General features: G+C 71.4%; 18 protein-coding genes. 6 read left to right on the top strand and 12 right to left on the bottom strand.

The window, feature by feature from the left end; genetic code table 11:
- Positions 1-30 precede the first annotated feature (30 nt).
- The 4 genes from OJ962_RS24525 to OJ962_RS24510 all read right to left on the bottom strand — a co-directional run bounded on the left by OJ962_RS24525 (position 31) and on the right by OJ962_RS24510 (position 6,060).
- Entirely contained in the window at positions 31-1,050 is a 1,020-nt protein-coding gene (locus tag OJ962_RS24525) for an alcohol dehydrogenase catalytic domain-containing protein (protein WP_202958283.1), read from the bottom strand.
- A 13-nt stretch (positions 1,051-1,063) separates the two neighbouring features.
- A complete protein-coding gene (locus OJ962_RS24520; RefSeq protein WP_202958282.1) occupies positions 1,064-2,578 on the bottom strand; it encodes an amidohydrolase family protein in 1,515 nt (504 codons plus the stop codon).
- An 82-nt stretch (positions 2,579-2,660) separates the two neighbouring features.
- On the bottom strand, positions 2,661-5,258 hold the full coding sequence (locus tag OJ962_RS24515; RefSeq protein WP_202958281.1) for a LuxR C-terminal-related transcriptional regulator: 2,598 nt from the start codon (positions 5,256-5,258) through the stop codon (positions 2,661-2,663).
- Positions 5,242-6,060, bottom strand: coding sequence for an MBL fold metallo-hydrolase (locus tag OJ962_RS24510; protein ID WP_202958280.1), 819 nt, complete (start codon positions 6,058-6,060; stop codon positions 5,242-5,244). Before OJ962_RS24510 ends, OJ962_RS24515 begins: the two co-directional genes overlap by 17 nt.
- A 71-nt stretch (positions 6,061-6,131) precedes the next feature.
- On the opposite strand from OJ962_RS24510, the gene OJ962_RS24505 reads away from it, so the two are divergent.
- Together OJ962_RS24505 and OJ962_RS24500 are read left to right on the top strand one after the other, a co-directional pair.
- Entirely contained in the window at positions 6,132-6,353 is a 222-nt protein-coding gene (locus tag OJ962_RS24505; RefSeq protein WP_202958279.1) for an antitoxin, read from the top strand.
- Between the two features lie 4 nt (positions 6,354-6,357).
- Positions 6,358-6,771: a TA system VapC family ribonuclease toxin gene (locus OJ962_RS24500; RefSeq protein WP_202958278.1), complete on the top strand. Its 414-nt coding sequence runs from the start codon at positions 6,358-6,360 to the stop codon at positions 6,769-6,771.
- Between the two features lie 9 nt (positions 6,772-6,780).
- Here OJ962_RS24500 and OJ962_RS24495 read toward each other — a convergent pair whose 3' ends face one another.
- The 5 genes from OJ962_RS24495 to OJ962_RS24475 form a co-directional block, all read right to left on the bottom strand.
- On the bottom strand, positions 6,781-7,209 hold the full coding sequence (locus OJ962_RS24495) for a hypothetical protein (protein WP_202958277.1): 429 nt from the start codon (positions 7,207-7,209) through the stop codon (positions 6,781-6,783).
- 191 nt (positions 7,210-7,400) lie between these two features.
- Complete coding sequence (locus tag OJ962_RS24490; RefSeq protein WP_202958276.1) at positions 7,401-7,841, bottom strand: YceI family protein; 441 nt, start codon at positions 7,839-7,841, stop codon at positions 7,401-7,403.
- Positions 7,841-8,020, bottom strand: a complete 180-nt coding sequence (locus tag OJ962_RS24485) for a hypothetical protein (protein WP_202958275.1) — start codon at positions 8,018-8,020, stop codon at positions 7,841-7,843. Before OJ962_RS24485 ends, OJ962_RS24490 begins: the two co-directional genes overlap by 1 nt.
- A complete protein-coding gene (locus OJ962_RS24480) occupies positions 8,017-8,166 on the bottom strand; it encodes a hypothetical protein (protein ID WP_202958274.1) in 150 nt (49 codons plus the stop codon). Before OJ962_RS24480 ends, OJ962_RS24485 begins: the two co-directional genes overlap by 4 nt.
- Positions 8,167-8,182: 16 nt before the next feature.
- Positions 8,183-8,644, bottom strand: coding sequence for an SRPBCC family protein (locus tag OJ962_RS24475; RefSeq protein ID WP_202958273.1), 462 nt, complete (start codon positions 8,642-8,644; stop codon positions 8,183-8,185).
- A gap of 23 nt (positions 8,645-8,667) precedes the next feature.
- Between OJ962_RS24475 and OJ962_RS24470 the strand changes: the two genes are divergently transcribed.
- On the top strand, positions 8,668-9,255 hold the full coding sequence (locus tag OJ962_RS24470) for a TetR/AcrR family transcriptional regulator (protein WP_202958272.1): 588 nt from the start codon (positions 8,668-8,670) through the stop codon (positions 9,253-9,255).
- A 57-nt stretch (positions 9,256-9,312) separates the two neighbouring features.
- Complete coding sequence (locus tag OJ962_RS24465; protein WP_202958271.1) at positions 9,313-9,561, top strand: hypothetical protein; 249 nt, start codon at positions 9,313-9,315, stop codon at positions 9,559-9,561.
- Between the two features lie 28 nt (positions 9,562-9,589).
- Here OJ962_RS24465 and OJ962_RS24460 read toward each other — a convergent pair whose 3' ends face one another.
- Both OJ962_RS24460 and OJ962_RS24455 read right to left on the bottom strand, forming a co-directional pair.
- The gene (locus OJ962_RS24460) at positions 9,590-9,925 is read right to left on the bottom strand and encodes a DUF1330 domain-containing protein (RefSeq protein WP_202958270.1); all 336 of its coding nucleotides are present in this window, start codon (positions 9,923-9,925) and stop codon (positions 9,590-9,592) included.
- 504 nt (positions 9,926-10,429) lie between these two features.
- Positions 10,430-11,038: a TetR/AcrR family transcriptional regulator gene (locus OJ962_RS24455; protein ID WP_407697540.1), complete on the bottom strand. Its 609-nt coding sequence runs from the start codon at positions 11,036-11,038 to the stop codon at positions 10,430-10,432.
- Between the two features lie 83 nt (positions 11,039-11,121).
- Between OJ962_RS24455 and OJ962_RS24450 the strand changes: the two genes are divergently transcribed.
- Complete coding sequence (locus OJ962_RS24450; RefSeq protein ID WP_202958268.1) at positions 11,122-11,871, top strand: SDR family NAD(P)-dependent oxidoreductase; 750 nt, start codon at positions 11,122-11,124, stop codon at positions 11,869-11,871.
- A gap of 233 nt (positions 11,872-12,104) precedes the next feature.
- On the opposite strand, the gene OJ962_RS24445 is transcribed toward OJ962_RS24450, so the two are convergent.
- Positions 12,105-14,168, bottom strand: coding sequence for an esterase-like activity of phytase family protein (locus OJ962_RS24445; protein ID WP_202958267.1), 2,064 nt, complete (start codon positions 14,166-14,168; stop codon positions 12,105-12,107).
- A gap of 86 nt (positions 14,169-14,254) precedes the next feature.
- On the opposite strand from OJ962_RS24445, the gene OJ962_RS24440 reads away from it, so the two are divergent.
- Entirely contained in the window at positions 14,255-15,262 is a 1,008-nt protein-coding gene (locus OJ962_RS24440) for a winged helix-turn-helix domain-containing protein (RefSeq protein WP_202958266.1), read from the top strand.
- Positions 15,263-15,330 lie beyond the last annotated feature (68 nt).

The raw sequence follows: 15,330 nt of genomic DNA, 5'->3' as shown, positions 1-15,330 counted from the left end.
CCCCTCAACGGAAGTCCGACGCGGGCTCCTTCAGTAGGTGACCACGGCCTTGAAGCGCACGTCGCCCGCGACCACCTTCTCGTAGGCCTCCTGCACCCGCTCGGACGGGAACACCTCGACCCACGGCTTGACCGCTCCCCGCGCGACGAAGTCGAGCGCCTCCACCAGGTACTCGATGCCGTTGTGGGCGGAGCCGACGACCTGGTGGCTGTTCGACACCAGCGCCAGCGCCGGCAGCTCCATGTCGTCGAACGCGATGCCGTTCATCACCAGCTTGCCCCACGGCCGCAGCCCTGTGAGCGCGTCCACGGCCGCGGCGTGGTTGCTGCTGGTGTGCATGAGCACGTCCGCGCCGCCGGCGTCTTTGAGGCCCTGCCCGTCGGCGACGACCACGTCGGCGCCGAGCTCCACCGCCGCCTCGCGCTTGTCGGCGTTGCGGGTGATCGCGGTGACGTGGTACCCGGCGGCCTTCGCGTACTGGATCGCGAGGTGCCCGAGCCCGCCGATGCCGACGACCGCGATCCGCGCGCCCGGCTTCGCGTCGGCGCGCCGCAGCGCCGCCCACACCGTGTAGCCCGCGCACAGCGTCGGCGCGGCGAGCTCGTACGTCACCGCGTCCGGCAGCAGCACCGTGCCGCCGACGTCCACCGCCACATATTCGGCGTGCGCACCGTCGACGTTGACGCCGGTCAGCGTCGGGTTGTCGCAGTTCGCGGCCGTGACGAAGCTGTTGGTGTGCTCCTGGTGGCAGAACGCGCACACCCCGCACGCCTTCTGCATCATGAACACGCCGACGCGGTCGCCGACCTTGCGCTTGGTCACGGCCTCGCCGACCGCGACGACCTCCCCCACGCCCTCATGGCCGAGCACGAGCGGGAACGGGCGGAAGGACAGCTTGTTCTGCGCGAGCCACAGGTCGGTGCCGCAGATCGCGCACGCGTGGACGCGCACGAGGACCTCGTCGGGGCCGACCTCGGGCCGGTCGCGCGTCTGCAGCCGCCATTCGGCGTCCGGCTCGGCGACGACGACGGCGTTCATCTGTGCAGGCATTGATCTCCTTGGTCTACGTGGTCAGAGAGGGACGGCCGTTGCGCCGCATCACGGCGTCGTGCAGGTTCTGCGCCTGCGCCAGCAGCCGGTCGACGTTCACGCCCACGAGCCGGCCGTCGCGCTTGACGAAGCGTCCGTCGACCATCACCGAGTCGACGTTGGACGTGTCCATGCCGAGCACGACGGCGCCCGTGGCGTTGCTGACGGGCGCGACGTTGAGCGCCGTCGCGTCGAGCAGCAGCAGGTCGGCGCGCTTGCCCGGCGTCAGCGTGCCGGTGCGGCTGCCGAGCCCGTTGGCCTCGGCGCCGCCGATGGTCGCGAGCTTGAGCACGTCGCGCGCGGTCAGCAGCTTCGCCCGGTGCTCGTCGAGTCCGGGGTCCGGGATCCGGAACAGGTGCTCCTCGTTCTTGAGCCCCCGCTGGAGCCCGAACGCCGCGCGCATCTGCGTGAACATGTCCGTCGGCGTGTTGGTCTCGACGTCGACGCTGAGGCTCATGCGGATGCCGTGGTCGAGGCCGCGCTGGATCGGCGGCATCCCGTGCCCCATCGACAATTCGACCGGGACGGCGAGCGACAGCGACCCGCCGCTGGCGGCGATCATCGCCAGCTCGACGTCGGTCAGCGTGCAGGCGTGCACGTAGGTCGTGTCGTCGCCGAGCCCGCGCACGCTGGCCGCGGCGAGCGCGTCGGCGATCTGCTTGAGGTAGCCCGGGCCGCCGGCGCCGACGCCGATGTGCGTGGTGATGCGCGCGCCGACCTCGCGCGCGACCTTCCACTCGCTCACGGCCTGCGGCACGCTGCCGAAGCTCCCGCGCGTCGCCATCGCCAGCGTCAGCAGCTGGTCCTCGGACGAGAAGTACCGGTTGCGCAGCCGGAAGATGTCCCGCGGGTACGGGTCGCGCGCCGGGTTCGGGTGGTAGAAGACCGGCCCGTAGCCGTACACGGCGCGGATGCCCGAGTCGCGCAGCGCCTGGATGACCGCGTCCGAGTGCTGCGGCGTGAGGTTGATGTGCGACCAGTCGAGGATGGTCGTCACGCCGGCGTTGAGCGCCGACAGCGCCGCGATCAGGTCACCGAGGTAGACCTCTTCGGGCGTGAGGTTGAGGTTGAAGCCCTGCAGGACGTCCTCGACGTAGTCCAGCAGCAGCGTGTCCGGCCCGGAGTTGCGGAACAGCGCCTGCCACATGTGGCGGTGCGTGTCCACGAAGCCGGGCGTGACGATCTTGCCCGTGCAGTCGATCGCCGCCGCGCCGGGTGCCCTGAGGTTCGGCCCGACCGCGCGGATGCGGCCGTCCTCGACGAGCACGTCCCCGCGGACGAAGTCGCCGACCGTGTCGTCGAGCGTGAGCACCGTGCCGCCGCGCAGCAGCACGCGCCGGCCGGGTGGGCCGCCGCCGGGCGCGGCGGGCGGATGCGCGCCGGCCGTCGCCGGCAGCAGCGCGGACCCCAGGCCCAGCGCGCCGACCTGCAGCAGCCGGCGCCGTGACAGGTCGCCGTCGCCCCGCGTGGGGCCGCACTGATCGCACATCCTCGCTCCCTCCCGTCCAGTGGTCGTCGGGCGCAAGCCTCGCCGCCCGCCGGATGAGCGGTCGTCACACGATTCGTACGAATCAGCGCGGCGCGAGCAGCCCGAGCGCGCGCGCCCGGGCGACCGCCTCGCTGCGCCGGTGGGCGCCGAGCTTGGCGTAGATGTGCCGCATATGGGTCTTCACCGTGCTCGTGGACAGCATGAGCTCCTGACCGAGCTCCGGGGCGGTGAGGTTGCTCGGCAGATAGCGCAGCACCCGCAGCTCGGCCGCGCTCAACGGTTCGGCTGCCGCGCGCGCCTCGACGCCGCCGAGCAGCAGCAGGATCTGGTGCAGCAGTGCGCCGTGCGCGGTGCGGTGCCGCGGGTGGCGCTCGAGCAGCGCCTGCGGGGCGACCATCACGAACGGCCACAACAGCGCATCCGGCTCGGCGATCTTCAGCGCCCGCTCGATCGCCGCCTCGGCAGCGGCCCGGTCGTCGAGCGCGTCGTGCGCCCGGGCGTCGACGAGGATGGCCAGGATCAGGTACACGTCGCGCAGGAGCGGGACCGTGCCGTCCAGGACCGGCCGCAGGGTGTCGACGGCGGCCTGCGGCTCGCCGTCGGCGACATGCACGGCCGCGGCGGCGGTGCGCAGCTCGCCCGCGACACTGTCCGGCGCCGCGGCCAAGGTCGCCCGTGCGGCCGCTCGGTCGCCGAGTCGCAGGTGCGTGAGCACGAGGCACAGGTGGATCGCCGCCGCCAGCGCGTGGCGCACGTCGAGGCCGGCCTCGAGCCGCTCGGCGGCGCGGAACGCCGTGATCGCCTCCTGCAACCGGCCCACGCCGACGAGCCACCGCCCGCGCACCAGCTGCACGCTGACCTTGAGCGACGGGTCCAGCTCGGTCCGCGCCAGGGTGGCCTCGGTACGGTCCAGCCACGTCTCCGCGGCCTGGAAGCGGCCCTGCCAGACGTCGACCGACGCGATGACCGCGAGCGGAACCGCGGCGACTCCCCCGTCGCTCCAGCCGTGGGCCTCGGCGATCGCGAGCGCTTGTTCCGCGCGGCTGCGGGCGCGCGTGAACGACCGGCGCTGCGCGTCGGCAAGCGCCAGGTGGCCGAGGGCGTCGATCTCGATGTGCGGCCGTCCGCCCTGGCGCGCCAGCGCGAGTGCCTGCTCGAACAGCCGCTCCGCCCGCTCGCTGCGGACCAGCCACTGCTCGAGACTTCCGAGGCTCAGCAACGCGTACGCCCGCACGTCGTTGCTCAGCGTGACCTCGCCCGGCGTCTCCAGCTCTGCCGGGGCGAGCAGCGCCTCGACCTCTGCGGCGACCGACCCGAGGTCGCCCTGCCGGCGTGCCAGCGCGACCCGCACGAGCCCGAGCATGATCGCGAAGTGCCGGCGACGCTCCACGGGCACCGCTTCCGCGTGGCGCTCCGCGAGCCCGCGGTAGGCCTCGACGTCGTCGAGCGCACCGTAGATCAGCAGATCCGTGGCGTGCAGTGCCATCAGCTCGGGGTCCGGCCGCGCGGCCTCCGGGAACTGCTTGAGCAGGCCGTGGACGGTTCCCCACCGCCCGTTGAGCACCAGGCTGACCTGATGGTCGGCGAGCAGACGGACCGCGTGCCGCCACTCGTGAGCCGCCTGCGCGTGGCGCACGGCGTCCAGCACGTCCCCGTTGGCCTCGTGCCACTGCGCGGCGGCGTCGTGCAGCCGCAGGATCGCGTCCGGCTCGGTGCGCCGGAGCTCGGAGCGCAGCAGGTCGGCGAACAGATGGTGGTAGCGGAACCACGTGCGCCCGGCATCGAGCGCGGTGACGAACGCGTTGGCCTCCTCGAGCTCCTCCAGCATCGCCTGCGAGCCACAGGTGCCCGTCAGCGCGTCGGCCAGCGGGCCGCTGACCCGTTCCAGGATCGAGGTCCGCAGCAGCAGCCCGCGAACGTCCTCGCTCTGGCATTCCAGCACCTCGGCCAGCAGGTACGCGGCGACGGTGCGCTCGCTCCCCGAGAACTCCTCGACGAACCGCTCGGGGTCGGGGTGGCCGGTGAGCGCCAGGGCCGCGAGCCGCAGTCCCGCCGCCCAGCCTTCGGTGCGCGCGTGCAGCCGGTCGACGGCAGCCTCCGGCAGCTCGATCCCGGACGCCGCCAGCAGCTCGGCCGCCTCCGCGCGCGTGAAGCGCAAGTCCGCCTCCCGCACCTCCGCGAGGTCGCCCGTGAGCCGCAGCCGGTGCATCCCGAGCCGCGGGTCCTGGCGGGCAGCGAGCACGACGCGCAGCCCCGCGGGCCGCCAGGTCAGCAGCGTCTCCAGCTGGGCGAGCGCATCGTCGGAGCGCAGCTCGTGCAGGTCGTCGATCACGAGCAGGACGTGCGCGTCGCCGAGCTCGGAGAGCAGGTGCTCCACGACGAGGCTCGCGGCCATCTGCGGCATCGGGGTCAGCGGCTCGACCCCGCCGCGCGCGGCCCGCCGGACCGCCTCGTGGACGGTCAGCCAGAACGCCTGCGCGTCGCGCTCGTCGCGCTCGACGGACACCCACGCGGTCTGCTCCTCGAGGCCCGCGTCGGCGATGAACGAGCGCAGCAGCACGGTCTTGCCGCTGCCAGCGGACGCCGACACGAGCGTCACGGCCGCTTGATCCTGCGTGAGCCGGTCCAGGAGCGCGCGCCGGATGAGCAGCGCGCGGCGGTCCTCAGCCGACCGCGGCATCGGCGCGCTCCGGCCACAGGGCGCCGGGCAGGTGGGCGCCGAGCACCGTCAACGCCTGTCCACGGGCGAGCGCGAGCACCTCGTGACGCGTCGCGACCGCCTGTTCGCGATCGGCGTCCGCCAGGGAAGGCACGCCGGGGTCGTCGATCTGCAGCGGGTGGTTGAACGCGTCGCCGCCGAACAGCAGCCGCCGCTCCTCGCCTTCGATCAGGACGCCGCTGTGTCCCGGCGTGTGGCCGGGCAGCGGGAGGAGCGCGAGGCCGTCGACGAGGTCGCCGCCCACGTCGAGCAGGTCCGCCGCCTGCACGGGCTCGAAGGTGTCGCGCAGGTGCGCGGGCATCGCGTCCTGCACCGACGTCCACTCGGGCTCGCTGAGGACGTGCCGAGCGCGCGCGAACCTCGGCGTCCGCGTTCCCGGCTCCACCAGCCAGCCGATGTGGTCCTGGTGCAGGTGCGTGAGCACGAGCACGTCGATGTCTTCGGGGCGCACTTCGAGCGCAGCCAGATCCGCGTCGAGGGTGCCAGTCACGTGCAACCAGTCGGCGGCCGCCGTGCCCGCGGGCCCGACGCCGGCGTCGACGAGCACGCGCGCGTCGGGTGTGCGGACGAGCAGGACGTGCGTGCCGAACCGCCAGCGCCCCTCGACGCCGACGGTGGCGGGAAAGGCGTTTCGCACCGCATCCCAGCCCAGCGCGGGCGCGCCGGGGAACGCGTCAGGCAGCGCGCGCGGATGGTCGCCCACCGCGTCGCACAGGACGTCCACGACGATGCCGCCGAGCTCGATCCGCGTCACGTGGCTCATGGCTCGCGAGACTAGGCGAGGGCCTGCAGCCGCGCAACCGGTGTGATGCGGTGATGCGTTAGCATCAAGCGATGCGCACGACCCTCGAACTCGACGACGACGTCGTGGCGGCCGCCAAGGAGCTCGCGGCGCTCGAGCGGCGGTCACTCGGGTCGGTGGTGTCCGAGCTGGCCCGGCGCGGGTTGACGCCGGCGAAGGTCGACGTGTCCGGCGAGCTGCCCGTGATCCGCGTTCCGGCCAACACGCCGCCGATCACGCCGGAGATGGTGCGGCGGGCGCTCGACGAAGACTGATCCGATGGCGCTACTGGACGTCAACGCGCTCGTGGCGCTGGCGTGGGACTCGCACGTGCACCACGCGCGGATGCGCGCGTGGTTCGATACTCACGGCTCCACCGCGTGGGCTACCTGCCCGACGAGCGAGAGCGGCTTCGTGCGGGTGTCCTCGAACCCGAAGGTGCTGCCCAGCCCGATCGGGGTCACCGCAGCCCGTGCCGTGCTGGCGGCGCTCCGAGGAGCCGGCGCCCACCGCTTCCTCGCCGACGACGTCTCGCTGACCGACGCCGACGTCCCGGAATTCACCGGCTCCCGGCAGGTGACCGATGCGCATCTGCTCACGCTCGCGCGGCGCCACGGCGTCCGGCTCGTCACCTTCGACACCGGGATCGTGACGCTCGCGGGCGGCCGCGACGTCGAACTGCTGACGGTCTGATCGCCCGCGCTAGGCGACCGACCAGGTGACGTTCTCGGCCTTGCACGTGTCGAACCTGCGGCCCTTGCGGAAGAACTCGCGCTGGATCGACAGCGTGCCGGACCAGGCTTCGCCGGACCGCTGGCCGGAGATGCTGCCCGTATAGCGCACGCGCAGACCGCCGGAGAAGCGGCGCCGTGCGGTGTCGGCGTCGTTGAGCGCGTCGGGCGTGGCCTGATCGAACGGGCGGAGGAAGCTCGACTTGACGGGACCCTTCGCCTTCGACTTGTTGCACGAGAGCGTCCAGTTGAACTTCACGCTCGTCGGCACGCCGTCGGCGCCGAGCGTCAGCGTGATGCCCCGTCCCTGGCTGGTCTTACCACGGAGAGTCTTCGCTTCAGCGGCGGCGGGCACGGCGACCAGCGTGAGCGCGGCGAGCGCGGCGATGAGCCTGAACATGGCTGATCGAGTACCCGGTTTCTCCCACGCGCCTCACAGGAAGCTCCAAGGGTCGCGACCCGGCCCGGGCGGCGGCGGCGCCCCGGGCTTCTAGTGCACGAACGCCGCGGCCCGTAGGTGTCGAGCCCGTAAGGCGCGTTGTCCGTGTCGCCGTGCACGACCTCCACGTCGTATCGAAGCGGTGGTTGAGCTCAGCCATCGATCCTCCTGACTCTCACCTCGACCTCGTCGGCGACCCTCAGGGTCCCGAACAGCGCCGAGTAGGGCTTGATCTTGAAGTCGGTCTGCTTGACCCGCGCGCGGCCTTCCGTGCCGTCCCAGGTCACGTCGATCGGGCGCGTGACGCCGTTCAGGGTGAGCGCGCCGTCCGCGTACCGGATCGGCTGACCCTTGAGCACTTCCTTGTCAATCGTCCGGGTGATCGCGGCCTTCTCCTCGTCGCCGAGCGAGGTGATGCCTCCCGCGCCCTTGACGACGCGCAGCGAGCGCGGGTCGGCGTCGAGCGTCACCGCGTCGCCGTCCACCGTCGCGCTCCAGCGCTCGACGAGCAGCGTGAGGTCGTGCCCGGCCTTCGCCGCCGCGCCCGCGCGCTTGGTGTGGACCGTCAGCTCGGCGTTCTCGGGGCCGAACATCAGTAGGACGGGGTGGTCATCGAGGCGAGCCGCGGGCCGCCGTCCTGGGTGACGAGGAGCCCGTCGGCACCGGACGCGGCGTCGCGCATGACGATCTCGCTGCTGAGCTTCGTCTCCGTGATCGTGAAGCGCGCGAACAGCAGCGACGTCCCGTCCGGCGCCCACGCCGCGTCGCTCATGAACTCGCCTTGGGCTTCGCGACCAGCGGCGCTCGGCCGCTGCCGTCCACCTTCAGGCCGAAGAGCACGCCGTCCGACCTGAACGTCAGCTCGGCGGGCGCCGCGAGCGTCGGCGACAAGGCGACGGCGGGCCACGTGATCCCCATGCGGGGATCGTCTCACCTACGCGGCGGCGGGCACCCCGGCAAGCTGCTCGGCGAGGCGCTCCATCGCGCGCTCGTTGCCCTTGCGGATCATGCGCCGCATGAGCGGGACGAGCGGCTTCTCGAACGCCGGCACCTGCTCGAACGCGAACGTGAACTCGATGTGCGTGCCGCCATCCGGCAGATCGCTGAGGACGTAGGTGCCCGTGGCGACCCTGCGCCCCTTCGAGCCCTTGTTGCGCTCGCGGATCATGCGTCCGGGCTCGACTTCGATGACCTCGATCTCGGCGTGGTCGGTCATGCCGCCCGCCTTGGTGACGACTTTGGCCTTCGCGCCGACGCCCGTGGCCGGGCCGGACACCTTCCACTCGGTGAGCAGGTGGTCGGTGAAGGCTTCGTGGTTGGCCATCACGTCGAGGTAGGCGTAAACGTCCGAGCGGGGCTGCGGGACGTCGACGGAGACAGTGACTGGGGAGGACATGTACCACACGGTACACTTTGGCCATGGCAGGCGTCAACCCCAGGCAGCGGCTGCTGGACGCGGTGATCGACCACATCGCCCAGCGCGGCGTCAGCGACCTGTCGCTGCGCGAGCTGGCGGCCGCGATCGGGTCCAGCCACCGCATGCTCATCCACCACTTCGGTGGGCGCGAGGGCCTGCTCGTCGCGGTCGTGCAGGAGGTGGAGGCGCGGCAGCGCGCGCTGCTCGACACGGTCGTGCCGCCGGACCCCGCCGCCTCCCCGGGCGACGCGATGCGCGCCTGGTGGAAGCACATCTCCCACCAGGCGCTGTGGGCGAACGAGCGGTTGTTCTTCGAGCTCTACGGCCAGGCGCTGCAGGGCCGCCCGGGCACCACGGCGCTGCTGGACGGGATCATCGACGGCTGGCTCGAGCCGGCGGCGTCGATCTTCCGGCAACTCGGCTTCCGGGACAGCGACGCGGCCGCGCGCCTGGGGATCGCGGTGACGCGCGGGCTGCTGCTCGACCTGCTCGCCACGCGCGAGGTCGAGCGGGTCGACGCGGCGATGGACGTGCACATCGCGGCGCTCGAGGCGCTGATGACGCTGCAGGCCGGTCGGGCCCTCGGCTGACGCGAATTCCGGCGCCACGGACGCGATCACTTCTCGGCTCAGTAGGCTGCCTCGGCCATGATCGACGTCGCGTTCTATGCGTTCATCGCGGTGCTCGCGGTCGCCGCGACGATCTATCGCCTCCGGCGGCGCCAGTACCGCGAGCTCGGGCTCTGGTACGGGTTGGTCGCGTTGATACTCGCCGGCCGAGAGGGCATTTACCTGCTGCCCGAAGGCTGGGAGGTCGTCGGTTTCTGGGCGGTGTGCGCCGCCCTGGTCGCGTGGGCGGTGGTCGCGCGGCGGGTCAACCGCGCGGCTTCCGGCTAGGCCGCCGCGAGCTCCGGGATTCCTCCGCTCAGCCGGACAGCTCGGCCAGGAGGTCTGCGCCGCGGTGGTCGTCCGCGTTGCCGTCGATGATGATCGCGTTGCTGTCGGAGTTGCGGACGCGCAGCGGGAGGATCTGCTGATAGCGCTCCGACGAGTACCACGCCTCGGCGCGGGCGCGGTCGGGAAACTCGATGATGACGAGGTCGCCGGGCCATTCGCCCTCAAGGACCTCGTGCCGCATGCCGTGCACGAGGAACCGGCCGTCGAACGGCTCGAGCGTCTCGTCGATGCGGCCCAGATACTCGGCGATCTCCGGGCCCATCCGGACGTCTTGCAGGTGCGCGATGGCGTAAGTCTTGGGCATGCGCAGGAGGCTGCCGGATGCGGCGTGCCCCTACAATTACCTCCGAGGTAAAGCTGGCCGCACACGGCGAACGGCGTTGTGGCGCGGGTCGCGGCCTGTCCCGCTTCCTTCAGAGCAACAAAGTGCCAACAGGGCACGGCACCATCCCGCCGGGCTGGATCTGCAGGGGAGCTTGGAGCAGGAGAACGTCAACCCTGGTGAGGGGTGCCGCCACCAAACGACACTGCCGTCTTTGTGCATGGTGACTTTCTGACGGTTAATCTGCTGTGGTCGCGCGGGAGAATCACGAGGCTGACCGACTGGAACTCCATCGCGGAGCGCGCGCGATCGACATCGGGCACTGTCGGCGATAGTTGGCGGCGCTCTGCTCACCCGAGTGGTCGGAGCAACCGGGTTCACTCTATGAGTCGATCGCTGGTGTGACGCTCGATCCGTGGTGGGACCTGTATGCCCTGCCGCACTATGACGACACGGCGCCTCGGATAACCGGCCCCGCGCAGTCGGTCACGCCGGTGGCCAGTGCAGCAGCGCCACGTCGACCACGCGCTGAAGGGCTTTCGCGGATGCCCCGCCGGTCGCCTGCACGGACACGCCGTCGGCGACGGTCGTGAGGTACCGGGCGATGATCTCGGGGTCGGCGTCCGCCGGGAGGTCGCCTTCGTCGATGGCGCGCTGGAATCGTTCGCGCAGTGCGGCGTGGTTCGCGGCCCGCCAGTCCGTGAGGATGGCCTGCACGGCTTGGCCGGTGACGCCGACGGCGAGTGCGGCGCGGACGCCGAGGCAGCCCGCGGGCCGGCCGGGTTGGGTGCCCGCGCGCACGGCGCCTTCGAGATAGGTCCTCGCGACCTCGCGCGCCGTCGGAGCCAGGACCGACTTGCGCGCGTAGGCGCCGGGGCCCTGCTCGTAGCGCTGCAGGACCGCGAGGAACAGCTCTTCCTTGCTCCCGAACGCCGCGTACAGGCTCTTGCCGGAGATGCCCATGGCCTCGGTCAGCGACGCGATGCTCGCGCCTTCATATCCGTGCTCCCAGAACACGTCAAGCGCCTTCTCCAGCGCCACTTCGAGATCGAAGCTGCGCGGCCGGCCTCGTTTCGGGGGTTCCACACGCTCCAGCCTACCCAATTCGGCAGCGACCGTTGCACAAGTGCTACGGTCGTTTCGGCATCGATCGATGCCGAAATCTGCAAGGAGTCAGAATGAACCGGTTCGAAGGCAAGACCGCAGTTGTCACCGGAGGCGGAACGAAGGGGATCGGTCGCGCGACCGCCGCGCGGCTGGTCAATGAGGGGGCGCACGTCTTCATCACCGGACGCCGCGAGAACGAGCTCAAGGACGCCGTGGCGGCGATCGGCCGCAACGTCACGTCGGTCCCCGGCGACATCACCAACCCGGCTGATCTCGATCGCCTCTACGACGCGGTCGCCGCTCACGGCCGGGGACTCGACGTCCTGTTCGCCAACGCGGGCGTCGCGTCCTTCGCGACGATCGACGAAACCACGCCCGAGCACCTCGACCACATCTTCGGCATCAACGTCATCGGCACCGTGTTCACGGTGCAGAAGGCGATCCCCCTCCTCAACGAGGGTGCGTCCGTGATCATCAACGCATCGACCTCCGCCGAGCGAGGCGCCGCGACCATGGGCGCCTACGCGGCATCCAAGGCGGCGCTGCGGAGCTTCGCGCGCACCTGGGCGAACGAGCTCAAGGACCGAGGCGTCCGGGTCAACGCGATCTCCCCCGGTCCGACCGACACCTCCGGGGTCGCCGAGCTCGTCGGAGCGGAGAACATCGCCGCCTATAACGAGAGCCTGGCGGCCGCCCTGCCCATCGGCCGTACCGCGCACTTCGACGAGATGGCGGGCGTCGTGGCCTTCCTCGCCTCCTCCGACAGCAGCTTCATGCTCGGCGCCAACGTGTATGTCGACGGCGGGGTCAACCAGATCTGAGGGCAGCTCCGAGCCGGGGCGGCGCGCGCTCCGAGAACGGCAGCACGTCGCCGCCCGGCGACGGCTGGGCGAAGATCGCCTTGCCGTTGCGCAGCTCGAGCGGGTGGCGATCGCCTTCAGCCGCCGGGACGCATGGGCTGGGCCATGGCCTCGTGCAGCGAACGGGGCAGCAGCGACAGCGCCGCCCCCGCGGCGGCAGCTCCGACGAGCTGCCGCCGGGGGGTCTCAGGCATTCAGTCCTCCCATCCCCCTGGGACGTGGATCAGAATGGCCTCGACGTCGTCCACCTTGCCGGTGACGCGGCCGTCGGAATCCGGGAAGTTGTTGTCGTTGACGACGAACAGCTGGTCCTTGCCGACCGGGACCGCGACCTCGATCGACTGCAGCGGGTAGCGGAACGGATCGCCGAGCCCGCCGATGCCGAACGGGTCGCGGATGCGCAGCAGGTCCAGCACGTGCGTCTTCTTCACGTAGCCGTCGGCGCCGACCTCGTCGAGGTCGATCTTGACGATGTTCTTGATGCGCGCCTCGGTGCCCTCGAAGTCGTCGCGCTCGATGATGATCAGCTCGCGCTCGCCGACCGCCATCGCGTCGCCGATCTGCAGCGTCGGGCCGTCCGCCTTCAGCTGCCACTGGCGGCCTGTGTAGCGCTTGCTCGCGACGTCGAACTCGTAGATGAAGCGGCGCTGCTTCTCCGGGTCGTCCAGGCGCGGACCTTCGACGATCGGGTACAGCGTGCGGCCGTCCGGGCTGGAGGCGACGGCCTCCCAGCCGCGGCTGCCCTGGATGGTCGCGGCCTCGCCGGGCTCGAGGTCCGGGCTGGAAGGGGACTTGGCGCCGGGCAGCGCGATCGGCGCGTCGAGCACCTTGCCGGTGGCGTCGGTGTGCAGCAGGTACGGGCCGAACTCCTCGCCGAACCACAGGTCGCCCTTGCGGTCGCGGGCGATCGCCTCGACGTCGAAGTCACCGCCGGTCAGCAGGCGCTCGGGCGTCTTCTGGTTGACGATCTCGAACGGGATCTTGCGGTCCGGATCGCGCAGGCTCAGGAAGCCGTTGACCTCGATCTTGCCCGTGCTCCAGTTCGGGAAGATCTTGTAGACGCGCAGCAGGAAGTCACGCGAGTTGCCCTTGGTGCCGAAGCCGTTGTCGGGCATCGCCAGGTAGCGATTGGGACCGTCGCGCAGCGCGCCGGAGAAGCCGACGATCGGCTGGCCCGGGAACGGCGGCGTGATGCCGTTGTTGGCGCCGACGCCCACGTTGCCGGAGGTCGGGCCCGGCTGGTACTGCGTGGCCGGGTACAGCGCGCGGCCCTCGAGGATCGGCTCCGCGTTGAGCTTGACCTTGAAGCGGTACACGCGCGTGGTCTGCGCGGCGTTGAAGTTGTCGTCGCTGAGCAGCGTCAGGACGTCGCCGTCCAGCGTCATCGCCTCGATGTTGTCCACGAGGTCGGTGTGCTGGCCGACGTCGACCAGCAGGCGCTTGTAGAGGAACGGGCTGTTGTCGTCGAGCGCGGCGACCTTGCTGACGTCCTGCGCGGCGCCGAGGTAGGCCTGGTAGACGCGGATGCCCCACTGGCCGTTCACGTTGCTGCGCTCGAGCACGAGCAGGCGCTCGTCGTCGACGGCGAGGATCTCCGTGACCAGGAAGTTGGCGTCGGTCTTGTACGCGTACTGCTTGGTCGGGATGAAGTCGCCGCGGCGCGGCTTGTCGTAGCGGATGATGCGGTTGCGCGTGGGGCCGTCGGCGCTGAGCGGGCCCTCCATGCCGGCGAACAGCGTGTCGCCGTCCTCGGTCGCGGTGAGGCCCTCGAACGTCTGGTTCGTGTTGGCCTGGCCGTTGGGCGCGAGGCCGAACCGCGGCGGCGTGTTGAGCTGCGCGAGCTGCTCGCCGTTGCGGTCGAAGCGGCGGATCACCGGCTCGGTCTCGGACGAGATCAGCAGCGTGCCCTCGTCCTCGACCACCAGGCCCTCGCCGTCGAAGTCCTGGCCGGTGAACAGCGTGCCGTCCGGGCGCTTGAGGGTCGTGACCTTCGTCGTCTGCACCCGATCGCCGCGCAGGCGGAGCGTGAAGAAGCGGGCGGCGGTCGCGCCCTGGTTGTCGGTCAGCGCGAGCGCCTGGTTGCCGCTCGTGCGGGCGAGCGCGGAGAGGCCGCCGACGGTGAACCCGCCGAACGTCGTCTTGTCCAGCGAGTCATTGACGCTCAGCAGCGTGGCGTCGGCCGAGGCCGTTGCGGGCGAGGCAGCAATCGCGGCAGCGGCGAGCACACCCGCCGCGACGCGGATCTTCGAGAGGATCACGCGCCGCAAATTTCCACTTCGCCGCCCGCGTGACGTGACGGAGCGGTGAACCTGCGCGGCGCCGACGCCGGTAGCGTGTGAGCTCGATGCCGGTCGATCGGTTCCAGCCCTGTCAGCGCGTCCGGCTGATCGACCTGGACGGTGCGAAGCTGGAGCCGATCCTGTCGCCGATGCCGACGGTGGTCGAGGCGGTCCGCGACCTCGTCGGGGCGCGCCGCCCAGCGGTGTTGTCGGCCTGGCAGCGCCGGCTGCTGCGCAGGACGATGCCTCGGCGGACGCTCAGCGCCCTCACGGCGTTTCGCCCGACCTCGATGGCCAGCGACGGGGCGCCCAACCCGCTTCTGGCCGCAGCGCCGCGGGCATCGATGCGCGAGGAGCTCGAGCGTCTGGCCGTGACGGCTCCGGACGAGCTGGGCCTCGCGATCGAGCATGCCGCCCAGGCCGGGCGACCCACGGGCCCATGGATGCACCTCCATCGTGATCCCGCAGGGTGGCTCCAGGACTACCTCGCCGGGCTGAGGCTGATCTGGTCGGAGGTCCGTCCGCTGTGGGCCAACGCGCATGATCGTCTGGCCCGCGAGGTGGAGCAACTGGAGGCGATCTCCGGCCGCGGCGCCGGCGGCCAGCTGGCCGCCGTGCGGGCGCTGCCGGGACGCATCGAGCGCGGCGCGCTCGTGCTCCCCAGCCACACCGAGCAGTCGGGACGATTGACGGTGTCCAACTCGGTCCAGCTCGTCCCGCTGTTCGCCGACGCTCCCGCCGGCAGTTGGGGAGACGACTACGGTCAGCGGCTGTTGAGCCTTCGCTACGCACTGCCTCCGTCGAGAGCGCCCGAGGCTCCTGAACGGCTCGCGCCCGACTCGCTCGAAGCGCTGCTCGGGAGTGCCCGCGCGGCGGTGCTCGTCGCGCTCGCGGACGCCCGCAGTCCCGGCGCGCTGGCCGAGCGGCTCTTTCTCACGCCCAGCGGCGTCTCGCACCACCTCGCCGCACTGGAGTCCGCGGGCCTGGTGACCCGGATGCGCCAGGGGCGCCACGTCGCCATCCGCAGAACAGCCCGCGCGGTCGCGCTGCTGGCGCTCTACGACCGGGCGTGAGACCGGACGCTTCGGTAATTCCCGAAGCGGCGGTCGTCGGGGGCTGCCGTTGTGCGAGTCATTCCAGG

The sequence above is a fragment of the Solirubrobacter deserti genome (assembly GCF_027587175.1).
Lineage (GTDB): Bacteria > Actinomycetota > Thermoleophilia > Solirubrobacterales > Solirubrobacteraceae > Solirubrobacter > Solirubrobacter deserti.
The sequence above is the reverse complement of the archived record's forward strand: the minus strand, read 5'-3'. Positions and strand labels throughout refer to the sequence as shown.